This window comes from Algoriphagus halophilus (assembly GCF_041729275.1).
Lineage (GTDB): Bacteria > Bacteroidota > Bacteroidia > Cytophagales > Cyclobacteriaceae > Algoriphagus > Algoriphagus halophilus_A.
This window is the reverse complement of record NZ_CP146486.1, coordinates 3162484-3187765: the sequence shown is the minus strand read 5'-3', so window position 1 is coordinate 3187765 and position 25282 is coordinate 3162484. Positions and strand designations below refer to the sequence as shown.

Annotated in this window: 16 protein-coding genes and 3 pseudogenes; 18 read left to right on the top strand and 1 reads right to left on the bottom strand. The window is 38.1% G+C overall.

The features are described 5' to 3' along the window. Positions 1–25: 25 nt before the first annotated feature. The 11 genes and pseudogenes from V8V91_RS17045 to V8V91_RS16995 all read left to right on the top strand — a co-directional run bounded on the left by V8V91_RS17045 (position 26) and on the right by V8V91_RS16995 (position 13925). Complete coding sequence (locus tag V8V91_RS17045) at positions 26–550, top strand: hypothetical protein (protein ID WP_373396420.1); 525 nt, start codon at positions 26–28, stop codon at positions 548–550. Beyond that, a complete protein-coding gene (locus V8V91_RS17040; RefSeq protein ID WP_373396419.1) occupies positions 529–2574 on the top strand; it encodes a DUF4157 domain-containing protein in 2046 nt (681 codons plus the stop codon). The genes V8V91_RS17045 and V8V91_RS17040 overlap by 22 nt, the downstream gene beginning before the upstream one ends. Before the next feature lie 121 nt (positions 2575–2695). After that, positions 2696–4135 (top strand): serine hydrolase domain-containing protein, encoded by a 1440-nt coding sequence (locus V8V91_RS17035; protein ID WP_373396417.1) that lies wholly within the window; start codon positions 2696–2698, stop codon positions 4133–4135. A gap of 94 nt (positions 4136–4229) precedes the next feature. Continuing rightward, positions 4230–5677, top strand: a pseudogene (locus V8V91_RS17030) (ethanolamine ammonia-lyase subunit EutB). Beyond that, positions 5674–6434, top strand: a pseudogene (gene eutC / locus V8V91_RS17025) (ethanolamine ammonia-lyase subunit EutC). Before V8V91_RS17030 ends, eutC begins: the two co-directional pseudogenes overlap by 4 nt. Next, positions 6415–7727, top strand: a pseudogene (eat, locus tag V8V91_RS17020) (ethanolamine permease). Before eutC ends, eat begins: the two co-directional pseudogenes overlap by 20 nt. A 367-nt stretch (positions 7728–8094) precedes the next feature. Then, the gene (locus V8V91_RS17015; RefSeq protein WP_373396415.1) at positions 8095–8418 is read left to right on the top strand and encodes a helix-turn-helix domain-containing protein; all 324 of its coding nucleotides are present in this window, start codon (positions 8095–8097) and stop codon (positions 8416–8418) included. A gap of 9 nt (positions 8419–8427) precedes the next feature. Then, entirely contained in the window at positions 8428–9501 is a 1074-nt protein-coding gene (locus V8V91_RS17010; protein WP_373396413.1) for a DNA adenine methylase, read from the top strand. Positions 9502–9503: 2 nt separating this feature from the next. Continuing rightward, positions 9504–9806, top strand: a complete 303-nt coding sequence (locus tag V8V91_RS17005) for a hypothetical protein (RefSeq protein ID WP_373396411.1) — start codon at positions 9504–9506, stop codon at positions 9804–9806. Positions 9807–11545: 1739 nt separating this feature from the next. After that, a complete protein-coding gene (locus V8V91_RS17000; protein WP_373396409.1) occupies positions 11546–12556 on the top strand; it encodes a TIR domain-containing protein in 1011 nt (336 codons plus the stop codon). A 457-nt stretch (positions 12557–13013) separates the two neighbouring features. Next, positions 13014–13925, top strand: coding sequence for an endonuclease/exonuclease/phosphatase family protein (locus tag V8V91_RS16995; protein ID WP_373396407.1), 912 nt, complete (start codon positions 13014–13016; stop codon positions 13923–13925). An 869-nt stretch (positions 13926–14794) separates the two neighbouring features. On the opposite strand, the gene V8V91_RS16990 is transcribed toward V8V91_RS16995, so the two are convergent. Further along, a complete protein-coding gene (locus V8V91_RS16990) occupies positions 14795–15286 on the bottom strand; it encodes a hypothetical protein (RefSeq protein ID WP_373396405.1) in 492 nt (163 codons plus the stop codon). A gap of 464 nt (positions 15287–15750) precedes the next feature. Here V8V91_RS16990 and V8V91_RS16985 point away from each other — a divergent pair, with 464 nt between their 5' ends. The 7 genes from V8V91_RS16985 to V8V91_RS16955 all read left to right on the top strand — a co-directional run bounded on the left by V8V91_RS16985 (position 15751) and on the right by V8V91_RS16955 (position 24955). After that, positions 15751–16392, top strand: coding sequence for a TIGR00366 family protein (locus tag V8V91_RS16985; protein WP_373396403.1), 642 nt, complete (start codon positions 15751–15753; stop codon positions 16390–16392). Positions 16393–16397: 5 nt separating this feature from the next. After that, on the top strand, positions 16398–17138 hold the full coding sequence (locus V8V91_RS16980) for a TIGR00366 family protein (protein ID WP_373396401.1): 741 nt from the start codon (positions 16398–16400) through the stop codon (positions 17136–17138). Between the two features lie 107 nt (positions 17139–17245). Beyond that, complete coding sequence (locus V8V91_RS16975) at positions 17246–18880, top strand: S8 family peptidase (RefSeq protein ID WP_373396400.1); 1635 nt, start codon at positions 17246–17248, stop codon at positions 18878–18880. A 340-nt stretch (positions 18881–19220) separates the two neighbouring features. Then, entirely contained in the window at positions 19221–20672 is a 1452-nt protein-coding gene (locus V8V91_RS16970; RefSeq protein WP_373396398.1) for an AIPR family protein, read from the top strand. Between the two features lie 1545 nt (positions 20673–22217). Next, positions 22218–22568 (top strand): hypothetical protein, encoded by a 351-nt coding sequence (locus tag V8V91_RS16965; protein ID WP_373396396.1) that lies wholly within the window; start codon positions 22218–22220, stop codon positions 22566–22568. Between the two features lie 166 nt (positions 22569–22734). Further along, positions 22735–23409 (top strand): hypothetical protein, encoded by a 675-nt coding sequence (locus V8V91_RS16960; RefSeq protein ID WP_373396394.1) that lies wholly within the window; start codon positions 22735–22737, stop codon positions 23407–23409. 391 nt (positions 23410–23800) lie between these two features. Further along, on the top strand, positions 23801–24955 hold the full coding sequence (locus tag V8V91_RS16955; protein WP_373396392.1) for a hypothetical protein: 1155 nt from the start codon (positions 23801–23803) through the stop codon (positions 24953–24955). Positions 24956–25282: the final 327 nt, after the last annotated feature.

The window sequence follows — 25282 nt, the reverse complement described above, 5'->3', positions numbered from 1 at the left end:
ATTTATGACACTTATTTTTTAAAGAATGGAACTCTCTAAAACAAAAAAAAACCACTTCTCAAACCCTAAAAAATTTCGCGAAGGTCCATTTTTTGCTCCATCTCCAATTCAAACTAAGCTTACTGTCAACCAACCTAATGATAAATTTGAGCAGGAAGCTGATGCGGTTTCTGAAAAAGTAGTTGATACTATTTCAGAAGCAAATTTCAAGTTTGATGGTTCTAAGAAGTCCTCCCTCCCAAAAATAGAATCCCAAAATTCCAATCATACCCCAGTTAGCAAAACTCCAATCCAGGCCAAGTGTTCTTTCTGTGAAACTTCCGAACTCGAAGAATCAAGAGAGGAACTTCAGTTGAAACCGGATTCGGAAATTGTTGTGGCATCCGATGAGGGTGAGGAAGAGGAAGAAATTATGAGCAAACCCAATTCAGAGCAGTCTTCTCATTCTTTTGTTTCCAAAGAAACTGCTTCACAATTAGAGTCATCCAAAGGAATGGGTGATCCCCTTCCACAAAAACCAAATCAGAAATGGAAAAAGGGTTTGGAGTAGATTTTACTCATGTACGGATCCATACAGATTCAATGGCTCAACTAATGAGTAAGAATCTCGGAGCTCAAGCATTCACCCATGGCTCAGACATTTATTTTAATTCAGGAAAATTTGAGACCAATACTCCGAATGGCAAAAAACTGATGGCACATGAATTGACCCATGTGTTGCAGCAAAATGATGGAATTAGAAAGCCAACTACTATTCAGAAAGAGGAAGAACCTCACACTAACTTAACTAGTGATGAAAAGCAATCATTAGATAGTTTATATGAAAGTTATATCGATTTAACTAATTCGGAAAGTCTAATTGGAAGAATAGCCCGTGCAGATGAAATATCGCCTTCAGTAACTCGAAAAAAGTATCTGGGAGACCTACAAAAATTAGGATCAAAGATGATCACTATTAATTCGGTTTCAGAATTACAAAGTTTTGCTGATTCTTTAAATTCATTGGAGGAAGATTATTACAAAATAACAGGGGAAGGACTTAACGAATGGCAATCTATAAAAAAACAATATGAAAATGAGCTATTACGATTAATTGATTCTGGAGGAAGTTATTCTGGAATTTATGCACTTAATTATCTAAAAAAGATTTTTAAAAATACGGTTCAAAAAATCTTAAAAATTGATGAATCTGATATTGTTTCAGAAGATTTTATTGAACTTAACTACACTTTAAGTCAAGACATACACTTGTGGTATGGGGAATTAATTTCAGCCAGGGAAAGTGAAAGCTACACGAATGAACTCCTAGAGGTAATCATAGAAATGCGAAAAAAAGGACAGGATACAAATTATCTTATTCCTGATTGGCAAACTAAAATCAACAATGAAATATCCAGTCTGAGAATCCTTGGAACCTCTGCCCCTAGAAATTACAAAGTTCATTTTAAGAATTTAAAAGACAAGCTTTCCTCAAAATACAAGGAAGCATTGAATGCCAAACCAAGAAAAAAAGGATTAGTTGAGAAAGGGTTTAATTTTGTCAGTGGTGCTTTATCTGCAGTAACAGAACCATTTATAGAAGCAGGCAAACAGGCATTTGATTTAGGACAAATTGTTGTTCATTTTGGTTCCTTTACCTATTACAAACCAAGCTTCAAGAGCTCACTAGCTGATCAGGCAGCTAAAGGAGCAAGTACAACAGACCTATTAAAAGGAATGGCAATTGGAATTATAGAAACTCCAAAGAGATTGTACGAAGCAATTAAAAATGAAGATTGGGAAGCCATTGGGCGTGAAAGTGTTAATATCTATCTCTTAGCAAAATCAAGTAAACAAGGACTACAGGCAGCAAAACCCTGGATAAGAATTTTGAGAGCAAGACACGCTGGCTTAAAAGGAGGAATTAGTCCTGCAGCTGCATTAGAAATAGCCAAAATCGCTAGAAATGAAAATCTAGTGATTAGGGTTCGCCCTGTAGAAAATGTCGTAGTGAAACTTAGAAAAGCTGGGCATCCTGCCAAACCTGAATTTCTTAAGATGAAAACGATAGAAAAACTTGATACCTATTTAGGAGCCAATAAAAGCGAAATCGGCCAAGTGGGATATTTCGAGCCCAAATTGCCAAAAAACTTTAATGAGTTGCCCCAAAGGTTAAAAGAAAACATTTCAAAGCGTTACGAAAAAAGAAAGGCGGAATGGAATAACAACAAAATGCGAGTAGATCTCAAAACCCGAATTAATAATGGAGAGATTCAATTAAAAGGAAATGTAGTAGTAGATCGTGTAACAGGAAAAGGATTTACTGGAGATTATGATTTATTCGATATTAGGCAAGGTAGTTTAAAAGGGGAATCTATTGAATTCGAAGCTTTATCCGAAGCCACCCAAGCAGCCTTGAAATCAAAGCCAGTAGAGATTCAACATGGTGCTCATCTTGATTGGAAAAATATACCAAAAGGTGCAGGTCAAGGATACGCTGACATAATCTTGAATGCTAGGCCTAAACCTGGGTCTAAAGCATTAATCGAATTTCATCCTGATGGAAAAATTAGATATGCATTTTTTGACGATTAGAGTTCGATTCAACATAAAATCCGTAAAGGATTATCCATAAACCAAATTATTTTTAAATTCTCTCAAGATTCTTTTAAATCCTCTAAACCAATTAAAATGAAGAAGTTAACCTACCTCCTGCTTGCATTCACTTTCCTCATTTTTTCCCGAAAAAAAAGAACAACAACTTACTTCGCTTGCTGAACAAATAGACTCCATTGAAAATGGACTGATTCCACCCTTTGTGGCAAAAGGGGATCCCATTCCCAAAATGAACATCTACGATCGAATGGAGCACTATCATGTTCCTGGGGTAAGCATCGCGGTGGTCAAAGATGGAAAGCTTCATTGGGCCAAAGGCTATGGGATTGCCAACACTGAAACTGGGGATTCCGTCACTACCGAAACCATTTTTCAAGCAGGTTCCATCAGCAAACCTCTTGCTGCCTTGGGCGCACTCAAATTGGTGCAGGAAGGAAAAATGGCCTTGAATGAAGATATAAACACCTATCTCCAAGGTTGGCAAGTCCCTGAAAACAAATTCACCGAATCTGTAAAAGTTACACTTGAAAGACTGTTGACGCATTCCGCAGGTATGACCGTTCATGGCTTCCCAGGTTATACCCAAACTGACACTTTCCCTGATATAATCACCGTTTTGGAAGGAAAGGGCAATACCCCGGCGATCTTTGTGGATACCATACCAGGAAGCATTTGGAGGTATTCAGGAGGTGGTTATACCGTCATGGAAAAAGCTGTAGAAGATGTTTCAGGACAACCCTTGGATGTGTTTTTAGCAGAAAATGTATTAGAGCCAATAGGAATGAACCATAGTACTTTTGGCCAACCTCTCCCTCAAAATTACCAAGTCAATTTCAGCGCTGCTTACGATAGTGATGGAAATCGCATTGAGGGTTTGTACCATAATTACCCGGAACAAGCGGCAGCAGGACTTTGGACTACGCCCTCAGACTTGGCCAAGTATTACCTGGAAATCCAAGCCATTAGAGCCGGTAAAACTGATGGAGTCCTTTCCAAAGAGCTAATAGATCAAATGCTTACCGAGCACAAAAACCGTTGGGGGTTAGGCCCTGCTTTAGGGGAACGCGACGGGAAAGTTGTCTTTGCACACGGAGGAAAAAATGCTGGTTTCAGCAATGACATGATGGGCTATGCAGATCAGGGAGATGCCATTATTGTGATGACAAGCGCCGATGGAGGCGTACGCTTGATGGCAGAAATCCTACGGGGAATTTCTGACTACTATGGGATGAATTTAAGAAATCCAGGCGAGGTAGAATTGGTGGAGTTATCGAAAGAGCAACTTGATCACCTTGCCGGATCCTATCAATTGAATCGACCTTTGAATGGAATCGAAAGTTATGTGGTGGAAGTAAGTGTCCGAGGAAAAAACATCTTCGTTTACGATCCCAATAATGGGGATGAAAATTTGCTATCTCCTACCTCAGAAACTGATTTTGTAGACTTGTCAACAGGTGATCGAGTAAAGTTCCAACCTTCCGAAAACCCGGTTGGTATGCTCTGGGGAGGAAGTTTTCAGTTTTATAAAGTGGAGGAGTGAAAAATTGAAATAATATCGTCACTGCGAGGCTCCTTTTTAGAGCCGTGGCAGTCTCGTTTTAAAAAACAATGGAACCAATTTTTACGAGATTGCCATGTCGTCGTTCCTCCTCCTCGCAATGACGGACTTAAATAAAATTATTGGAAAACTTGAAATAAATCCCCATTTTGATTTCATGGTTTACCAGCATACCATCGGCAATTTTTTCTATACTTTTCCCGATCTCAAAACCGTTTTAGCAAAGGCCTCCCCGGAAAAATCAGGAGATCAACTAGCAGGCCTGGCAGCTTCTTCCGAAAAGGAACGAATGGCCGCCAAACTCGTATTGGCCGACTTGCCTCTCAAACTTTTCCTATCTGAAGAAGTGATCCCATCCGAAATTGATGCAGTTTCACAATTGGTTCAAGATAGTCTCGATCACAAAGCCTTCCAACCCATCTCCCAATTGACTGTTGGGGATTTTAGAAACTGGTTACTGGATTACCAGACCGATGGAGAAAAATCGCTCAGATCAGTCCAGGCCTGACTCCTGAAATGGTCGCTGCCGTGAGTAAAATCATGGCCAACCAAGACCTGATTTTAGCAGCTTCCAAAATCCGAGTCATTAGCAAATTCAGAAATACCTTAGGGCTTAAAGGGCACTTTTCCACAAGACTCCAACCTAACCATGCCACTGACGATGCCAAAGGAATCATGGCCAGCACCATCGACGGATTGCTCTATGGGGTAGGCGATGCGGTGATCGGCATCAATCCTGTTTCGGATTCTGCAGAGACTACCCTACGACTATTGGAAATGCTGGAAAAGCTCCGACTGCAATACGAAATTCCCACCCAATCCTGTATTCTTTCTCATGTCACCACTACCTTGAAACTTATCGCAAGAAAGGCACCTGTAGATCTGATTTTTCAATCCATTGGAGGCACCGAAGCTACCAATACCAGTTTTGGCTTTAGCTTGGATACTTTGGAAGAAGCTTATCAAGCAGGCATAGAACTGAATCGAGGAAGCATCGGGGATAATTTCATGTACTTCGAAACAGGCCAGGGAAGTGCACATTCTGCCAATGCTCATCATGGAATCGATCAGCAAACCTGTGAAGTTCGGGCCTATGCAGTAGCAAGAAAATACAAGCCCCTTTTGGTCAATACGGTGGTAGGATTTATCGGACCTGAATACCTATATAATGGAAAACAAGTCATCCGAGCTGGATTGGAAGATCATTTTTGCGGCAAATTGATGGGCCTTCCTATGGGTTGCGATATCTGCTATACCAATCACATCGATGCGGATCAGGATGATATGGATAACCTGCTCACCTTACTGGGAGTGGCAGGTTGCAACTTTATTATGGGAATCCCTGGTGCCGACGACGTGATGCTCAATTACCAGAGTACTTCCTTTCACGATCAACTTTACATCCGACAAGTGTTGGGGCTTAAAAGAGCGCCTGAATTTGACGAGTGGCTCCTCAAAATGAATCTGATTGACGCTACCGGAAAAGTCTTGGACGTTCAGGGAAATAAATTGCTAAAGCTATGAGTGAAGAAACCAATCCTTGGGAAAAACTCAAAGCCTTTACCGATGCCCGAATAGCTTTGGGAAGAACGGGCGGAAGCTTGAAAACCCATGAACTGCTCCAATTCCGAAAAGACCATGCATTGGCGAAAGATGCGGTTTGGACCGAACTGGATATCCCTCATTTGGAACAAGGACTCCAAGATCTCAAGCTGAAAAGCCTGATTTTGCAAAGCCAAGCCGAAAACCGGGAGAGCTATATCAAAAGACCGGATTTGGGCAGAAAACTGGATGAAGGTTCCAAAAAAGCCATCCAGAAATTAAAATTGGCTACATCCGATCTTTCCATCATCTTCGCAGATGGGCTCAGTTCCCAGGCAATTGCCTTGAACGCTATTCCATTTTGAAGGAACTCTTGCCTAAACTATCAGTCTACTCACTGGCACCCGTCTCCATCGTAAAACAAGGGCGGGTAGCCATCAGTGATGAAATAGGAGAACTATTTTCCAGCAAACTCGCCATTATTTTGATCGGGGAAAGACCCGGTTTGAGTTCCCCGTATAGCATGGGGATTTACTTGACATACAACCCAAAAGCAGGAAATACGGACGAAAAACGAAACTGCATTTCCAATATCAGAGCAGGCGGATTGCCTTATGCCTATGCAGCAGAGAAACTCGCTTTTTTAACCTCGGAGGCTCTGAGACTAAAACTATCCGGTGTCCACTTAAAGGATACTTTTGACCACCATCTTTTGAACAATGAATCAGGAAAAAACTGAATTAAAACGTACGCTTGGGCCATTTATGCTTTGGGGGCTGGGCGTAGGTTATGTGATTTCGGGAATGTACTTCGGCTGGAACCTCGGTTTGGCGGAAGGAGGCACCCTGGGGTTGGCTGTGGCCACCCTGTTTATCATCATTATGTATGTGACCTTTACCTTTAGCTACACGGAGATGGCCTGTGCCATTCCCAAAGCCGGAGGTGCTTTTGATTATGCCCGATTGGGATTGGGTAAAAACTGGGGGTTTCTGGCTGGAATTGCACAAAGTATCGAGTTTATCTTCGCTCCACCTGCCATCGCGGCAGCCATCGGAGCCTATTTCAATGTGTTTTTCCCGGAGATCAGCATCACCACCATTGCCATCACTGCCTATTTGATTTTCACTTTGATCAATATCTCCGGGGTGAAGTTTGCGGCCTACTTCGAACTGATCATTACCATCATCGCGGTAGTCGAACTCCTGCTTTTTCCGGAGTGAGTTTTAGCGAATTCAAATTCGAAAACTTGAGTAAAAATGCTTTGCCAAACGGTTGGGGCGGTGCTTTTGCTGCCATTCCCTTTGCGATCTGGTTTTTCTTAGCCATCGAAGGCGTGGCCAATGTAGCCGAAGAAGCCAAAAACCCACAGCGCAATATCCTGATCGGTTTTGGTTCCGCCTTGCTGACCTTGGTGATTTTATGTTTGCTGACCTTTACCTCCTCCATCGGAGTGGCTGGATGGGAAGCCATTGTCTATCCTCCAGGAAGTATGGAACCTTCCGACTCTCCCCTGCCTTTGGCCTTGGCCAAGATTGTAGGCGAAAGCAACATTCTCTACCACTTGCTGATTACCGTGGGGCTTTTCGGTTTGGTAGCCTCCTTTCATGGGATCATTTTGGCAGCGGGAAGATCTACCCTGGAACTGGGACGCGAGCGCTACGTGACTCCTTTTGTGGGGAAAGTCCATCCTAAAACCAAAACTCCGGTGAATGCTTTGATCGTGAATATGGGAATCGGGATTCTGGCCTTGCTAACAGGCAAAACCGGCGAAATCATCACCATCGCCTGCTTTGGGGCTTTGACTTTATACATCGTATCGATGATTGCCTTTTTTGCCCTGCGTAAAAACCATACAGACTTGGAGCGCCCATTTCGGGTTCCGGCCTATCCTTATTTCCCTACCATCGCTTTAGTAATTGCGATCATCGCCATGTTCGCGATGAGTATTTACAACCTGACCTTAATGGCCATTTTCTGGGCCTTGGTAGGATTTGGGTATGTAAGTTTTATATGGTATCAGAGGGAGGGGTGAGGAAAATATCCTTATTTAGAATTAAAAATAGTTGGAAATAATTTTATTGAAAATAAAATTATGGAGGCGGCTTAATTCGGGGAATTTACTAGTTAGAAATTGAGAATATAAGTCAATTTCTAGCCATTAAAATTACTTGACAACAAAACCTAAAGCCTTTAAGAGAAAAATATAAATATCTAGTTTCCATATAAATTCAATAGAATTCATTACATAATTTAAATCCACAGAACATTTGGTTTTTGCTACACCAACTACTACATAAAAATCCAAATTAGTAAAAATTTTTCTCCGACTTCATGCAACTCTAAAGAATATCATTAACTTGCCAATAAAGTGTCAAGACAAATTTTGTCAAGAAATTAATATGTCAACATTTGGTGAATTTCTTAGAAAACAGAGAGAATCTAAAGATTTAACACAAGACACCTTTGCTAAAAGGTTAGATCTTCCTTACACAGATGTAAGTAAGATTGAAAGAGGCAAAAAGAAATTCCCGTTTACAAAACTTGAAACCTTGGCAAATTATTATGAACTAGATTTTTTTAAAGTAAAAGAACTTTTTGTTGCAGACATTTTGATTGAGCAGGCAAATAAATACGAATGCTCAGAATCTGTTTTCGCTGTTGCGGAAGAAAAAGCTAGATACATCAGAATTAAAAGTGCCAAACAAAGCAAAATGGAATTCTAAATGACTGAAATGGAACAACTGACAATATCATCAGTAGCAGAATCCTCCAACATAAATAGAATTCATAGCTACCCTTTGTTGAGATATATGGGAAGTAAGTACAAACTAATTCCATGGATTCACGAAACTCTTGATGAGCTAGAATTTAATTCAGCATTTGATGCGTTTTCAGGATCAGGAGTAGTCTCATATCTCTTGAAGTCAATGAATAAAAAAGTTTATTCCAATGACTTTTTGAACTTCTCTTCGGTAATCTCAAAAGCAGTAATTGAAAACAAATCAGATAAGTTAGATAAGAATGACCTATCAAAACTTTTGGATTTGACGGTGGATTCTGATGACTTTATACAAAAGACATTTGATAAGGTGTTTTTTACCAAAGACGACCTAGCTTTTCTTGACAAAGTGAGTCATAACATACTTAGTCTCTCTTCTAAGAATAAGCAAGCATTGGCATATACAGCACTATTTAGGTCATGTTTAAAGAAACAGCCAAGAGGTGTGTTTACTATTTCAGGAAATTTGGATAAGTATAATGATGGAAGACGTGATTTAAAGCTATCCCTTAGAGAACACTTCCTAGAACAGGCTAAAATTTATAATAATGTTGTTTTCGATAATCACCATGAAAATTTAACTTTCAATATGGATGTCTTTGATTTTAGCCAAAAGAATTTCAAGCCAGATTTAGTTTATATGGATCCTCCATACGTTCCACCATCGGATGATAACTGCTATATAAAAAGGTATCATTTCCTTGAAGGGCTATCAAAATATTGGAATGGAGAGGAGATAATGGAAAACACAAAAGTTAAGAAAATCAAAAAGAAGTTCACACCATTTTCATATCGTAGAACTGCATTAAATGCTTTTGATCAAATGTTTGATAAATTCTGCGATAGTACTTTGGTCTTATCTTATTCTTCTAATGCTTACCCTGACCTTGAAACATTAGTTTCAATTATGAAGAATCATAAAGATAATATAGAGGTTAAAACCAAACCACATAAATATCATTTCGGCAATCACCCGACCGTTTCAAGATCAAATGTTGATGAATATCTTATAATCGGACAGGACTAATAATGCAAAGACATAGACAAACGAAAGTTGAACTTATTCTAAAGCTTGGGGAAGTTTCAACTGACTGGAAGGATGAGTTTGCACAAACCTTTGTTGACTATTTGACCGATTTCAATATTGGAGAGTCTGTCACAATTAACGATTTAAAATCCCTCTTGGAAATAAATTTCGAAGCTGGAATTACACTGTTTCTCTACAAAGTCGGCCATTTGAAAGTTGAATTGAAATTATCAACTTTAAATGGTTATTATGAAAAAAATCGAGATTCACAGAAACGCAGATCGTCAAGCGATCAAAGCTCATGAGGCCGGCAGAAAAGTAGAAGAAATGCAATAGTGAGATACCAAGTTACCTGCCACTTTTTATAAATGGAAAACAGCGTTATGGCGGAATGGAAAAGCCAGTGAGGTCAAAAAGCTGAAAGAACAGGAAAGAGAATTCCCGCCTAAAGCGGATGTTTGCCGATCTGAAGTCTGATACATGAGGCTCTCCGAGAGTTGCGCATTGGCAAAAAGCTCTGACGCCTGACGAAAAAGGCATGCTGGTTCAGTTCGCCGGGTCGAAAAAGATGGGTGATGCTGATCTGCGTGGCGGCTTGGCGTCATTGCCCCGAAGTACTCTCCGCGCGTCATCGCACTGAAGCCAAAAAAACGATATGCCCGTGATCGGAGCTGGAAAGACTGGTAAGCCAAACACCTGCCATTGGCTTTTGGCAGTCCATTACCGGCTTCGCAGAAAAGGCCATCTATGGAACCATAAAAGGTCTACCGGATCTATTCTGCCATGGGACTGAACATCAGACGCAGACACAGAAGCGGCTACGGCAAGGATTAAACAGGCCCTATACGGGCGAATCGATCAACCAAGTCTGGTCTATCGACTTCATGAGCGATAGCGCTGGCGGCAGGCTCGGGTTCTTAACATTCTGGATGACCTTAACCGGGAAATGCTGGCTATGGAAGTGGATTTTTCACTTCGGCACAACGGGTAATCCAGTGTTGGGTTTGTTGAGCTGGTCGGGGCCTCCCAAAATGATCCGCGTGGACAATGGACGGGTTCTCCGTCTGTTGGATCACTGGTGTAGGGAGGAAAAGTTTGATTGAGCTGGTCTTTATCCCGGCCGCGTGACGATGCAAGCATTATGTGGAACCTTGTGGATCAGGTCAGAAAGAACTGTAGCTCAATGTATTTAATTCTCCTGGATGAGTCCGGGGAAAAGCGATGAAGATGGATGGAAATTCGCAGAAGCAGGGAGAGAAGAGGCCACATGAGGCACTTGGATATCGGACTCCCGTTGACTTATTGAAAAAGACAAATGAACATATCTTTTGCTTTTCAAACCGTTAAGCAGCGCAAAAAGAGTGAAGATGCGGAAAACGCGGCTCAAGACCGGTTGGCCCAAGCCAACCGCTCGCCTTGGTCTTGAACCGCTTGGAAAATTCACTTACCTTCTATCGAAGGTGAAAAGTAAACTTTTTGACTGGCCCAATTTTCGGGGGAGCTTACACAAAACAAACTATTGATCTGCCTAGTCCTAAAATAACTTTACCCCCTCCCCCTAGAGGTACCCTCCCCCTGGGGGTATAAGGACTGGTGGGGAGGGGTAAAAAGAATCTCGCGAGATTCTTGGAGGATATCATGAGACTCTTGGAGTATCAACGGTGATTCTTTTTATATCTCCCGAGACTCTCTGAGTATCAACATAGGCCCTTTTGGTATCTCGCGTGATACTTTTTAGTTCAAGCGAGACTCTTTTTATATCTCGCGACACCCTTTTTGAATATCTATTGATTCTTTGAGTATCTATCAAGACCTCAACAGAGTCTCTGTTGATTCTTTTGAAGTATTGCGTGATTCTTTTTGATTCTCGAGATATTCAAAAAGGTTCTTACGCTAGGTGTAGTCCACGACTTTGTAGGGAAAAACTACACTCAGTTCAGGACTGCACTCTTCTAAATGGACTTCTTTGACCAGAAAGCTGAATTTGGTAAATTTTAGAAAGCAAACGCTTGATTTTTTATAAGGGCCTATAAAGAAATTCCCCATGCAACTCCTCGATGAACTAGAAGTAATCCACAAGGGAAAGACTAAAACTGTTGGGTTATATCATGGTGACTTAACGGATTTAACACCCGATGAATTTTTTGATTTATTGGTGATTTCTGCATTTCCCAACAACTATGTTACTATTCCTTCCTCCATGGTTGAGGCATTGGACAGAAAAGGATTGTCGGTGGAAAAGCTCGCCAAGGACAAGGAAATTGATTTAAGAAAAATCTATTCCTGCTGGCTATCCAAAAAGATCAATCCAGCTGATTACCAAGGGTTACAATTTTCCAGAATTCTATGTTTTGAACCCTTGGTAAAAAACCAGCCACCACCAGAACTCATCGGAGATATTTTTCAATCGCTGTTACCGATGACGGAACAATTTGGCATTAAAAGTATAGCAATGCTCATTGTAAACACCGGAAGCGCAAAATATTCCATTAGCAAAATTTTGCCCATTCTGTTAGAAGCTTCGATCAACTGGCTGAATATCGGGTTAGATCTTGATCAAATAAAAATTGTGGCTTACACGCAAGAACAAGCTGCAGAAGCAAAGAAAATTTTTAGCCAGAAAAAGAATACAATTAAAAATGCCAGTAGTCATTTTACAGCAGGCTACAATTACGACTGTTTTATCAGTTACTCTCGTGTGAATACCAATGAGGCCACTTGGCTCCATCAAAAATTAGTCAAAGAGAATCCTCAAGTGAAAATATTTTTAGATAAAAAAGAGATCAAACCTGGTTTCGCCTGGCAACAAGAAATATTCAATGCACTGGATGATTGCCAATATATTTATACCCTCTTATCTCCGGAATATTTGAAGTCAAAAGTATGTTTGGAGGAATATCATATCGCCCATTTCCGGCAAAGAGAGTCTGATCAGCAAATTTTAATTCCTATCTATTTATACTCTGCACCCTTACCCACCTTTATGAAATTAACCAACTACATTGATTGTAGGGAAGGCTCCCAACAAAAAATTGAAGGCATTCCATCCCTATAACTCCTCTAGAGGCTGTCTCAAAAGTCGACTATTTGTCAGCCTGAGCGCCTGCCTTCCGATAGGCAGGGAGTCGAAGACTTAATTGAGCAAATTAAACACATTTCGACTTCGCTCAATGTGACAAAATTTATTTATGAGACAGCCTCTTTCTATTAACAAGAATTTGAAATTCGATTAAATCATACCATCTAGGAAATGCTGAAGATTCCCCGTATTCAAGAGCAAAAATTATTTAGAATTGAAGGGAATAATTGAAGTTGATTTTTTGTAATCAAGCCTTATTTCAATTGCAAATTGAAAAGTATATGAGGGTGTAGTCCACTAAAGTTATCGGGACAAACTACACCCAGATTAGGAGTAAAAGGAAAAGATGAAGTTTTTAATTTTACAAAACCCTTTTCAAACCAATCACAATTCCCAATTTTAAAGTATCCATTGAAACCTGTTTTTAGACACCATGCGCATCCATACCCATTTTCTATTTTTTGCTTTTTTGTTTGTTGGAACACACTTATCCACATTCTCCCAGCAAGCCAACAAAGAACTCAAAGTCATGACCTATAATATCTGGAATGGCTTTGATTGGGGAAAGGATACTACCCGAAATGAGCGTCTGATCCAATGGGTAAAGGAGCAAAATCCAGATGTATTGGCCTTGCAAGAGCTTTGCAATTACGATGTGGATAAACTCAAAAAGGATGCGGCTCAATGGGGGCATCACTATGTACAGATTTTAAAAGAAAAAGGCTATCCAACTGCCCTGACATCCAAAGAGCCCATTATTTTGATAGAAAAGAATGTGGATAACTTCTGGCATGGGCTGCTCCATGTTCAGACGTATGGGATAGATTTTTTTGTGGTACACTTATCTCCTTCCGATGCTGACTTCCGCTTGCGAGAAGCCCAGCAGATCAAATCCAGGATTCAAGAGTTATCCACAGACGCCTATATTATTCTTGGAGATTTTAATGCCCATTCACCATTGGATGCGTATTGGATGGAATCGAAAACAGCACTCAAAACCAAGATGGCCAATGAGAAAAATGAGCAATATTCCAACTTGAGATTAGGGGAATTTGATTATGCTCCCATGTCAGAATTCTTATCCATTCCAGCCATTGATGTGAGTTTGGGGAAAGTCGATCGAGAGGCGAGTTTTACATTTCCTTCCCCTGCTTTGATTGGTTTGTATGGTCAAACTGGCGAAAGCATTATCCAGAACCGAGTTCGGATTGATTACATTCTAGCCAGCCCTTCACTTGCCAAAACCTGTTCCCAAGTAAAAATTTTTAATCATGGAGCGCCCGAAACACTTTCGGATCATTTTCCTGTAATGGCGGTATTTCAGATTTCTTCAGAAACTAACTAGGTGTAGAAAAACAAAATCCAACCTAAGCTTTTGCAAACCAATTCTAGAGGCTGTGTCATAAATACGTCTAGCCTCATTGAGTGCCAAGATCCCGATATGTAACGGGATTGGTATCGAAATGTGGTTTTATTTGCTCAATTAAGCCTTCGATATATACTACTCTCGTCGTTCATTTGATGCTTTTGGTTATTTACTGATATATCAAATCAATTTACTAATTCCAGACCCCAGCGGGGTCAAAGCTTTATAACCCAGGGTTTCAACCCTGGGTAAAATGGATTAGGTTTCCCCAGCGCTGGCCCGGGATTTTCTTTCGAAGACATGATCGTTTTGCCAGCAAGATGGAAGCTAATCTAAGATATAAAAAGTTTGATGAGTGTTCTTTTGCCATGAAGCAAAACCAAAAGGTCAAGACGCAGCATCCCGATAGCTATGCGGGACTTCAACCGCACAAGGCCAAACGCTGGCCCGCTGCTGCGTCAGCCCCACGCGCCCACACTTATTACGTTTTGTTCTTAAGAATTGGTTTTCTATTGCGAAAGGGTAACAGCAAAATCTATTTTGGGTTCCAAGTCAATTCCTTCTTGTATGTACGAAGATTATTTAAACTCAATGTGGCAAAAGTATCTAAAAGCAGCCTCATTTTATTTTAAGTAATTAGAAATTCGATTAAGTAATACCATCATGTAGTTTTCCTCTAAATGAGATGAATAGCTTGGATTCAAGTGCAAAAAACTATGCTGGATAAAAGGGATTGATCGAAGTAGATTATTTGTGAAAATCCAATTGCAAATTGAAAATATATGATGGAGTAGTTGCTTCAGACAGCTGTCGAGGACTACACCCAGTTTAGGAAAGATGAGGCACAATTAATTTTTCACTCCAATAACAGAAATATTATACACGCTATCAGGATCCTGACTTCTTAGAAAAATTTCAAATTGTAATAAATCCCTTCTATTAAGGTTGTTTTTGGGCCAAATCCTAAAAACAGGTGTGTCTATTTGATTGGGACTTGCTTTCATTCGGTATTCATTCGTGTTTAGAAGGTCCAGATAAACATCAACGATTTTCATTGGCTCTAGATTCTCTATTTTTCTGACTTTATACTTTAATTCTGGCAAAACATATCTTCCCGTATTCAGAATTTGTATGGTGACTATCTGTTCCTGATCATTAAAAGCTACAATGGGTCGGACTCCATTTACTGTATAGGTTGTATCAAATGTTTCATTAATCTTAATGACATCATGGAATAAAGAACCTGTATAGCTCCCAGCGATATTTTCAATACCTGGAACGTCCGGTTCTTCATCATCTTTATCAGTACATGAGAATAGTAAAGCACAAAAAGAAGGCATAGGTAAGATTTCATACTTTAATTTACCAACTATCACCTTGCCTCAATCCCAGAAAATCCAAATCCAAAAAAAATTATTTATTGATTTCTGCAAAAGCTGTAACCTTAGGTCTTTTTAAAAAGCAAATAACCTATGATAAAACTTATATTATTCCGATATTAGATAAGCCTAAATATAGGATTATTACAAGAAGGTTTCGTTGTCAAGTACCATATACAGTGATTACCTTTCATTATTACCTACTATACCAACCATTTGACCGGATTCATTTTTACTGTTGAATTCCTGATTAAAACCTACCTCCGAAAGGGAAAGTCTTATTACCAATTCGATTAAGAGCTGTTATTGTTGGTTGATTTTTTACCAGCCTAGTACCAAAAATACCTATTACGATTACTCCTATTTGAACCGACAAAGGCCATTTAGGTAGAACCCGATAAATTTTTCAATTAAATCTAAAGATCATGGGAGACCTAGGAGAGCAATTCACCAACCTTTTTAAAAAGTATATGCCTGATGCTTTTGTGTTTGCATTGGTTCTCACCCTCATTATCACTGGATCAGCCTTTTTATGGACAGAATCTACCCTTATGGAAATCATTGCAGCCTGGTACCAAGGATTTTGGTTGCTGCTTGAATTTGGGATGCAAATGACACTACTCTTGGTTACTGGCTATTCCATCGCCCTTGCTCCCATCGTAAAACGATTCCTATCTAAACTCACTCAATTCATACAAACCCCAAAACAGCTTTATCCTTTCATTATCATCATCGGAATGATTCTTAGTTCCGTCAGTTGGGGTTGGATCGTGATTACTGCCGTATTAGGAAGAGAACTCGCCTTACGGATCAAAGGAGTGAATTATCCTTACCTCATGGCCTGTGTGTATTTCTCCGGAGGTATTTGGGTCAATGGTTTTTCAAGCACCATCCCACTCCTGCTAAACACAGAAAACAACTACCTCATTGAGGCCGGAATTTTGTCTAGGACCATTCCAACCTCTTATACCTTAGGTTCTGTTTTGAATATTTCCATCATCATTTTTTCATTGATCGCTGGTCCCCTTCTATTTCTATGGCTTGCTCCAAAAAATCTAACGGACTAGAGGAAATGCTATCTTCCGGAAACCAGATCCAGGCACAAACAATCCTAGAGGAGGCGGAAAGCATGAAAATGAAAGAAAGTTCAGTCTCAGACAAGGTGAACAATAGCCCTGTCATTCAATATATCATTGGTCTGATGGGGCTGGCTTACATCATTTATTATTTCAGTACCAAAGGCCTGGATATCAATCTGAACATCATGATTTTTATTTTTATCATTATTGGTCTGTTTTTGCATCAAACGCCCATACGGTATGGAATCGTCATGAAACGCTCCAGTAGTAATATTTCTGCGATTCTTTTCCAATTTCCCTTCTATGCAGGCATTATGGGAATCATGATTTATACCGGATTAGGAAATGAATTGACGAAATGGATGGTGTCTGTTGGCACGATCGATAGTTTTCCACTCTTAGCATACCTCAACGGGGCAATTGTCAATTTTGCCATCCCTTCCGCTGGAGGAGAATTTGCAATAGTGGGCCCCAGCATAATTAATGCGGTAATAGAACTAGGGGCAGGTCTTCCTGAACTGGAAGTCACCAAAATGATCGCAAGGGCATCCTTGGCCATTGCTTTTGGAGAAACATTGACGAATTCATTGCAACCTTTCTATTTACTACTAATAATTCCCATCATGGGAATTGGCCTTAAGATTCGGGCACGTGACGTCATGGGCTATCTATTCATCCCATTTATCATCTTTTTCATTGCTACGGCATTGATGGTACTTTTTGTCCCACTTTAGAAACCATTGGTTTTTTCGAAAAGCCACTGAAGTAAAACCAACATCCCTTCACCAATTTTAACAGGGTTTTTCAATCCATTTTTCAATTGGGAGCGTTACATTGGACTATGATTAGAAGCAAAATCCAGCTATTGGCCGGGTTGGGAGTAGGCTTGATGGTCGTAGGATGTACTTCCTCCTCCTTAATCACCGCCCCACCAATCAGCTATACCAACACCAGCCCCAAAGTAGCCGAACTGACCGATCAGGAATCCAGACATTGGGGACATCTAGATCTACAGAAAGACACGATCCCGGGCATGAGTGTGGACCGTGCCTATGCAGAACTCCTCAAAAAGAAAAAAGGAGAAGAAGTCATTGTGGCCGTAATTGATTCAGGCATTGACTTGGATCATGAGGATATCCAAGAAGTTCTTTGGACCAATCCGGGCGAGAAGCCGGATGATGGTCTCGATAATGATGGGAATGGATACATTGACGACATCCATGGATACAACTTCTTAGGCGAATCCTTCAATGAACAAATGGAAATGGCGAGAATCGTCCGGTTGAAAATCGGAGATGAGGCCTACCAAGCAGCTGCCCAAGAAAAGATCAATGAAAAGCTTCCTGAAGCCAGAGCAGCCCTTCCTCAGCTAAAACAGATCGAAGCATTGGTGACCTTGGCAGATAAAAATATCAAGACCGCTTTGGGGAAGGAGTACTATTCCTTAGCTGATCTACAAGGATATGAGCCTAAGAATGTACAGGAAGAAAGAACCGTAGGGATGTTGATGCAGGTCATGGGCATGGGAGAAAATATCCCTGATGCCATCAAGGACCTTCAGCAGGGCATCAAGTATTACGAAACTATGGTGAACTATAACCTGAATGTGGATTTCAACGGTCGTACTCCCGTAGGAGATGATCCTTATGATTATTCCGATCAGGATTATGGCAATGGAGATCCAAACATCAGAGATTCAGAGGAAAGCCATGGTTCCCATGTGGCAGGAATCATCGCCGCTACCCGAAATAATAAAAAAGGAGTAGATGGAGTAGCAAATCATGTCAAAATCATGTCTATCCGAGCGGTACCCAATGGAGATGAATACGATAAGGACATCGCATTGGCGATCCGTTATGCAGCAGATAATGGAGCCAAGGTCATCAATGCGAGTTTTGGAAAGGGATTCTCCCCGAATTCCGAATGGGTCTATGATGCCTTAGCCTATGCGGCTTCCAAAGATGTACTGATTGTACATGCTGCTGGAAATGATGGGATTAATTTGGATGATCCGGAGAACCCAAGTTTCCCGAATGACCATCCCAATGGAACACAAGGAGAATTTGAAGATAATTACCTGACTGTAGGAGCTCTGACGCCGATGGTGGGATCCGAGCTAGTCGCTGTCTTCTCCAACTATGGAAAGAAATACGTAGATATCTTCGCCCCTGGGCAAGAGATTCTATCCACCATGCCGAATGATGCCTATGAATTTCAGGATGGCACTTCCATGGCCGCTCCTGCGGTCACTGGATTGGCTGCTATGATCCGATCTTATTATCCAAACCTGAGTGCCGCTCAGGTGAAGAAGATAATCTTGAAGTCCGGCATCGTGTTGGATATGGAAGTAATGGTAGGAGGACCAGAAGGAGAAGAAAAACCCTTCTCTGAGATTTCTTCCTCCGGGAAGATTGCCAACCTATACAATGCCCTGATCTTGGCCAGTCAAGTCGCCAACGGAAAAGCAAGTTTGTAAAGCTAAATCCTAGCTTACCATCAAAACCCATCTTGTGATCAGGATGGGTTTTGTGGTTTAAAAGAGAATAGGTAGCAAGTTTAACCAACTCCAAAAGCCGAAGAATTCCCCAAAAATACCCAGTACTGGGTATAGGAACTCAAGTTTTAGTTTCTGTACTTCAAGGATTGGTGGGATTGGGGTAAGATCTAAGATTTTAACCGACAAAAAATGGTTATTATCGTTTAACACAATCTAATTACTGATTATCGGTGCTTTATATTTCTCTCCCTTGATCCTATTTTTAATGGATATATACTCAAAGCGTATATAAAAGTGTTACCAGCAATAAGAAAATAATATGAGCAACCTAGCAAGCTTTAGTGTAATTAATCAAAAAGTTGAGAAAATTTTTTCTGAAGAAAGCACTGCAAATAAAGGTACCGCTTTTACATATCTATGTTTGAGAACTCTATTTAAGCTTACTGATGAAGAATTAGAGGAAACAATTACAGATGGGTCGATGGATGGAGAAGTAGATGCTATCTATATTGACGATAGAACTATTCATATCTTAACTTTTAAATACACTGACAAATTTGAACTGTCACAGAAAAATTACCCAGAAACAGATTTAGACCAATTCATCTTAACTACAGATTTGATCATAAGTGGAAATTTAGATGAAAAGGCTATTAATGGAGCAGTTTGGGAGAAATATCAAGAAATACGAAATCTCGCTAGTACAGGTAAAATTGAATTCAAAATTCATGTTGTTTCCAACAAACTACACCCAGTAGATCATGCAAAATTAAAGCTCAAAAACGCGGTTGATAAATATAGAATCGTAGAAGAGCCTTACTACTTGGATCAAGAAGATCTTGTTGCAATAATTTTAGCCAATAAATCGAAGCAAATTGATGGACAAATCCGGTTTATTGATAAACAACATTTCGAAAAATCGGATGGAAATGTAAAAACAGTAATAGGAGCCGTAGCTGCAACAGATTTAATAAAACTTATAAAACTTAATGATAATGAAGTTAATGAGGATGCATTCAATGAAAATGTGAGGGTATACAAACCAAAACATCGGGTAAATAAAGCGATAATCGAATCTGCTCTCGATGACAATAATTTTCAGTTTTTTTATCTTAACAATGGGATTACCATACTTTGTGAGAACGTTGATTATGCCCCAAATACTCGCTCCCCTCTGGCTGAACTGAAAAACTTTCAAATTATTAATGGTGGTCAGACCTCTCATTCTTTATTTGAAGTATATAAGAGTTCATCAGAGAAATTAGAATCTATAGAATTATTGGTTAGGATCTGTGAAGCAAAAAAAGAAGACCCACTAAGTGAAAAAATTAGTGAAACTTCAAATAATCAAATACCAGTTGGAAGTCGAGATCTACATTCAAATGATCTAATTCAAAGGAAACTTGAAGAAGAATTTAAAACCCTTGGATTTTACTATGAACGTAAACCAAATCAATATTCAGACAAACAAAAAGACAAGGTTTTCAACAATGAAATATTGGGGCAGCTTTTTATGGCTTATCATCTTGAGCTCGCATCAGAAGCAAAAAACAGTAAGTCCAAAGTGTTTTCAGACTTATACGATCAAATTTTTGATGAGATGGTAATAAGTGCCTCTGAATTAATTCGTCTATACAATCTTTATAAACCCCTATTACTCCAGAAAAAAGAAATACAGAAAAAGAAAAGAAAAAAGGGCTGTATCAGAGAAGGAAGCTTTTGTTTCCAGAGCAATATTTCATATTGTAAGTGGCACGAAACACTTTTTTGATCAAGCCTTTTTCGAAATAGATCAAAAAGACATTTCTCAATCCAAGAAAAGGGAAGAGAAAAAAGAATTCTAAATGAAAAGGGAGCAAAATTTACAAATGAAGTAATTGATATTATTTATGAGGTAGTTACAGAGCAAATGGCACTTCGACCAGATCTCTACACTCATGATAAGTTCTTCAAAGAAATCCCAACAAATAATATCATTAAAACCAAAATTCTAGAGAAAATAAAAGCTGGTAACAAGATGTATAGTGCATAGCACCCTTAGAGATGCTACAACACCAAAAAACAACCGTTCTCAGCAATCAGAAAAAAATGCGAATTCAAATTAGAAAATAAATTACCTATCCTTATGTAAAGAATAAATGGAGTAAAATAGACACAAAATATAAATGGAATTTTCAAGTCTTACGTCACTTTTTGAAATATTTGTTGGGATAAGCTTAGCATCATCCTTAATAGATAATTTTTCAGTTAAAATTTATAATCAAGTAATTTCGGGAAGAATAGATTATAGAGTTTATATTTACAAGGAAACCTTAAGTTCATATCAAAAGAAATTAAATGAAATTAGGCCACCTAAATTAACAGAATATAATGAAGAGATCATTCCCCTTTATGATGAATATTTTAGAATTAATGATAGAATAAGTTCTTCAACTTCAAATATTGATTATTATACAAAAAAACAAAAAAATCTTACTACTTTAAAGAATGTTCCTTCCTATCTTTTTTATATAGTATTTCAATATTATTAATAATAGCTATAAACAAATCTTTCAATAATTTTGAATTAACTTTTATCTTTATATTCACAGTATTTATATTGGTAGGAAATCTCTTTTTTCTATTAAAGAATTTTTAGCCAAAAAACATCCCATTACATTTGTACCTATTAATTTTGCAATAATTATATTTGTTATTATTGTTTGTCTGACATGTTTTTTATCAGATTTTTATATAAAGTCAGATTTTTTACAGTTTGAAATAAAAAAAACTTATTTGTTCATATTAATGATAGCAACTCCAATAATACAATTTCCGATTTACTTTTTCAAAAGTCATTTTTACACTGAGAAAATAAATGAATTAAAACCAAAATTATTAATACAAATTTCTGAAATTGAAAATGAAATTATTGAATATGAAAATAAGATTCGGCCACATCTTTCTTAATAGAATAAAATGAAAGCCGAGAACAAAAACTACAACGACTATATCGGCTAAACACCGCTATAGTCGTTGTAGCTACACGTTGGGCACAATTTGACGAAATAACAATTTGAACAATAAAAAACAGAAAACATGACCTTAAATGAATTAGGAACAAAACTTAGAGAAATGTATAATAACGCACAGAAAGGAGATTCAGTTGCTATGATACATTTGTTCGGAATTAAATACGCAGACCAAATAAATAAAAGTGAATATTCAAAAAAGACATTATAAAACAATCTGGAATTTCTGCTTCATATCTAACTGAATTAGCTAAAGGAGTAAAATTGGCTGAATACGTAATACCTAAAAACCATAACAATTAATTATGACATTAGCAAGCTCATTACCTTACTATCCGAGATTTATTTTTAATTGTTCAGACGACAATTGTATGTCGACAACTGATTTAAAACAATTCGAACATATTAAAGAAACTGGTAGCGAATATGAAGTTACTAGATTTAAAAAAGGACAAAGTCTCGATATTACTTGGGTTGATGAAAATGGCAATATTATCGTTAAAACTTACAAGGTTTCTGATATTGAAATTCATCAAATTAAGAGAGATATTGACGAACCGACTTATGGAATGAATAAAAATGACTGTACAGTTGTTCAAGGAGATAAAAAGAAATGGCTAATGGAGATTTATATTTTTCTCAATTTAGTGGAATAAAGACTATTCCAAACAGTGCATTACCGTAATTACGGCGGATTCGACTAACTCTGAATTCACTAGGAATTGCGAGCTTCAGTGCAAAACCGAAAATTAACGTAAATTAACCCATAACTGAAGGTTATACAAGACCCTTCGGGGTAATTATAAAAAGACAATAAATTCGATGAGCAATCAACATTTAATTTTTGATTTAGAAACTTTAAAGAAAGCTTTTGAAAATTCAAATATTGATGCTCATGGCAAGAATAGAAAGCTTGCCAAAAGTCTTAAAGAAATACTGCTAAAGATTGGGATGAATTCAGACGCAACCGCTTTAGATATGTTTCATTCAAATTTCTATTCAAACCCAGATGAAACCCAAAGACTATATGGCAATTGGTCAGATAAGTGGCAAAGTGCTAGAGATGGACTTTCTACTTTATGCACCAAGGCAATAACGAAACTGAACCGAACTGAAAGTCTAAAAGACAATAAGATAGCTGACCTAGAAAGGAAGCTTGAAAATTGCAGAGATAATCCAAGAGTGGTAGAAAAAACTATCACAAAGTATCCACCAACTCAATGGAAACTAATTCGAAATATTGGATTTTGGGGAGTTTGGATTTCCGCAACCGCACTACTCTGTTGGATGGCTTTGGAAATAGGAAAAGCTCAAGAAAAAGGTGAAAAAGGCAAAGCAGAAAGTAGATTGGAGAGTAAATCAAGAGAGCTTGATGCTTTCAAAATTGAAGCGGCTTCAATCATTGAAACGAAATCCGATTCACTAAAAATTTTACAACAAAAAGTTATAACAGCTGAATCAAAGCTTGACTCTTGCATTTATGAAAAAGGAAATTAACTACCCCCAATCAAGTATACGGCAGTGAACTTTTAGCCCAAGATGCGCATACGCCAAGGCACAAAGGCCTCACTTCAACGTTCGTACGGGTTTCGTACCTGCCTTGTCTGCAGACAGGTACGGCGATTCACTCAATCCTCTCTAAGCTTAGACTTCATCTAAGCTTTTTATTTTTAGGAATTTGAAATTTCCTCAATGCGATCTGAGGCACATTATTAACTAAGAAGGTGAAAAAATTACGGACTTTTCAATTTCGCCAAGGAAGTCACAACCGAAATTCTTAATTTGGTTTACTCAGCAATGAATACCGATTAGGACAATTCAGATATATATTCTTTAGAATTATAGGACTTAGGTTTAAACAAGTGTTAGGCGCCATTTTGAGAAAGATATGAGAAATACAGAAAAAATCAAGATTAAAAATTGGGATAGAGTTACTAAATGGATTTTAGGAATCTCAATATTAATTATTCTTTTTTCTTTTGTATCACCCTTAATTTTTACCGCTACTTCAAGATCAGATATATTTGACTTCACTGAAACTGGACAAATTGGAGATACAATCGGTGGAATTATAAACCCTTTTATTGCTTTAGCAGGAGTACTTCTAACATTTTTAGCTTTCTATATGCAAATAAAAGCTAATCAGATTCAAATTACTCAATTCAAAGAAGGTTTAGAAAAAGAAAAGGAAATAAGATTAATTATTGAGAGAAAAGATTATTACAACAAGTTAAGTTTATTAAAAGTTGACTTGACTGCTATTAAATCTGATATAGAATCAAAGGCTAAAAACATAAAAGAGTTTTTTCAGAAAGAGAAAGAACACCCATTTCAAACAAATTATCTAATTAGAACGCCATCAAAGAATTATTCAAGAATTGTTGAGATAGACCGTCTTTCAATCTTTAACGGATTTAATGAATTTTTAAATCATCGAGAAAGTTGGATTAAAGAATTTAGTAATCTTTATAACATTTTAGACTTCCTCCCAGAATTATTTAATGATTTATACGACAAATACGAAAATCATTCCAAAGATATGTTTGAAAAGAAAATGTTGGTAAGGAATGGCCTTATTCAACTAATGGATAGACTTGCAGAACTCATAAACAACTATTTGCGAGAAACAAATGAAAAAGATTATTTAAAATATCCAGCTAGTGAATTAGCAAATGAAACTATCTTTCTGTATTATAAAATAATCGAGGAATCCTTTGATGAGAATAGAAATCCGATCAAAGAAACTAACTTAATTGAAATCGATGAAAATATTTTGAAATATTTTAATCAAAAAGCATTAGCAATAAGAAAGGGAGAGCAAGATTACGATATCAGATTAGATCCAATTGTTGAATTGATTAGTAATTTAAGAAAACAAATATATTTGATAAAACAACGAGCAATTGAGTTCTCTGAATCAATCGAAAGTCAATACAATAATTTAATGATTGATGACGGAGATAATAAGAGTTACTTAAATTTAATTATTGAAATACATTCAATGCTTGATGACGAATTAAGCAAAGTGAAAATAGAAGTATAAAAAGAGAACGCGCAACTATCACTATATGTAATTTCTTGTTCTCGCCTTCTTCTGAAAATCTCAGTCTATTTTGATGTCTGCCACCCAGCTGAGCGTAGATTGCATCTAATCTTTCTTAATATTAGGAATTTGCAATTCCCTTAGAACGATCTGAGGTACTTTTTTAAATAAGTAGGTAGAAAAATTAGAACTTTTCAATATCTCTAAGGAAGTCATCACCGAAATTCTTAATTTGGTGTAGTTAACACTACTACCCATGAGGACCATCCAGATATATATGCAAAAAATATGTCGGGCTTGGGTTTATTCAAGTGCTGTGCCTAATTA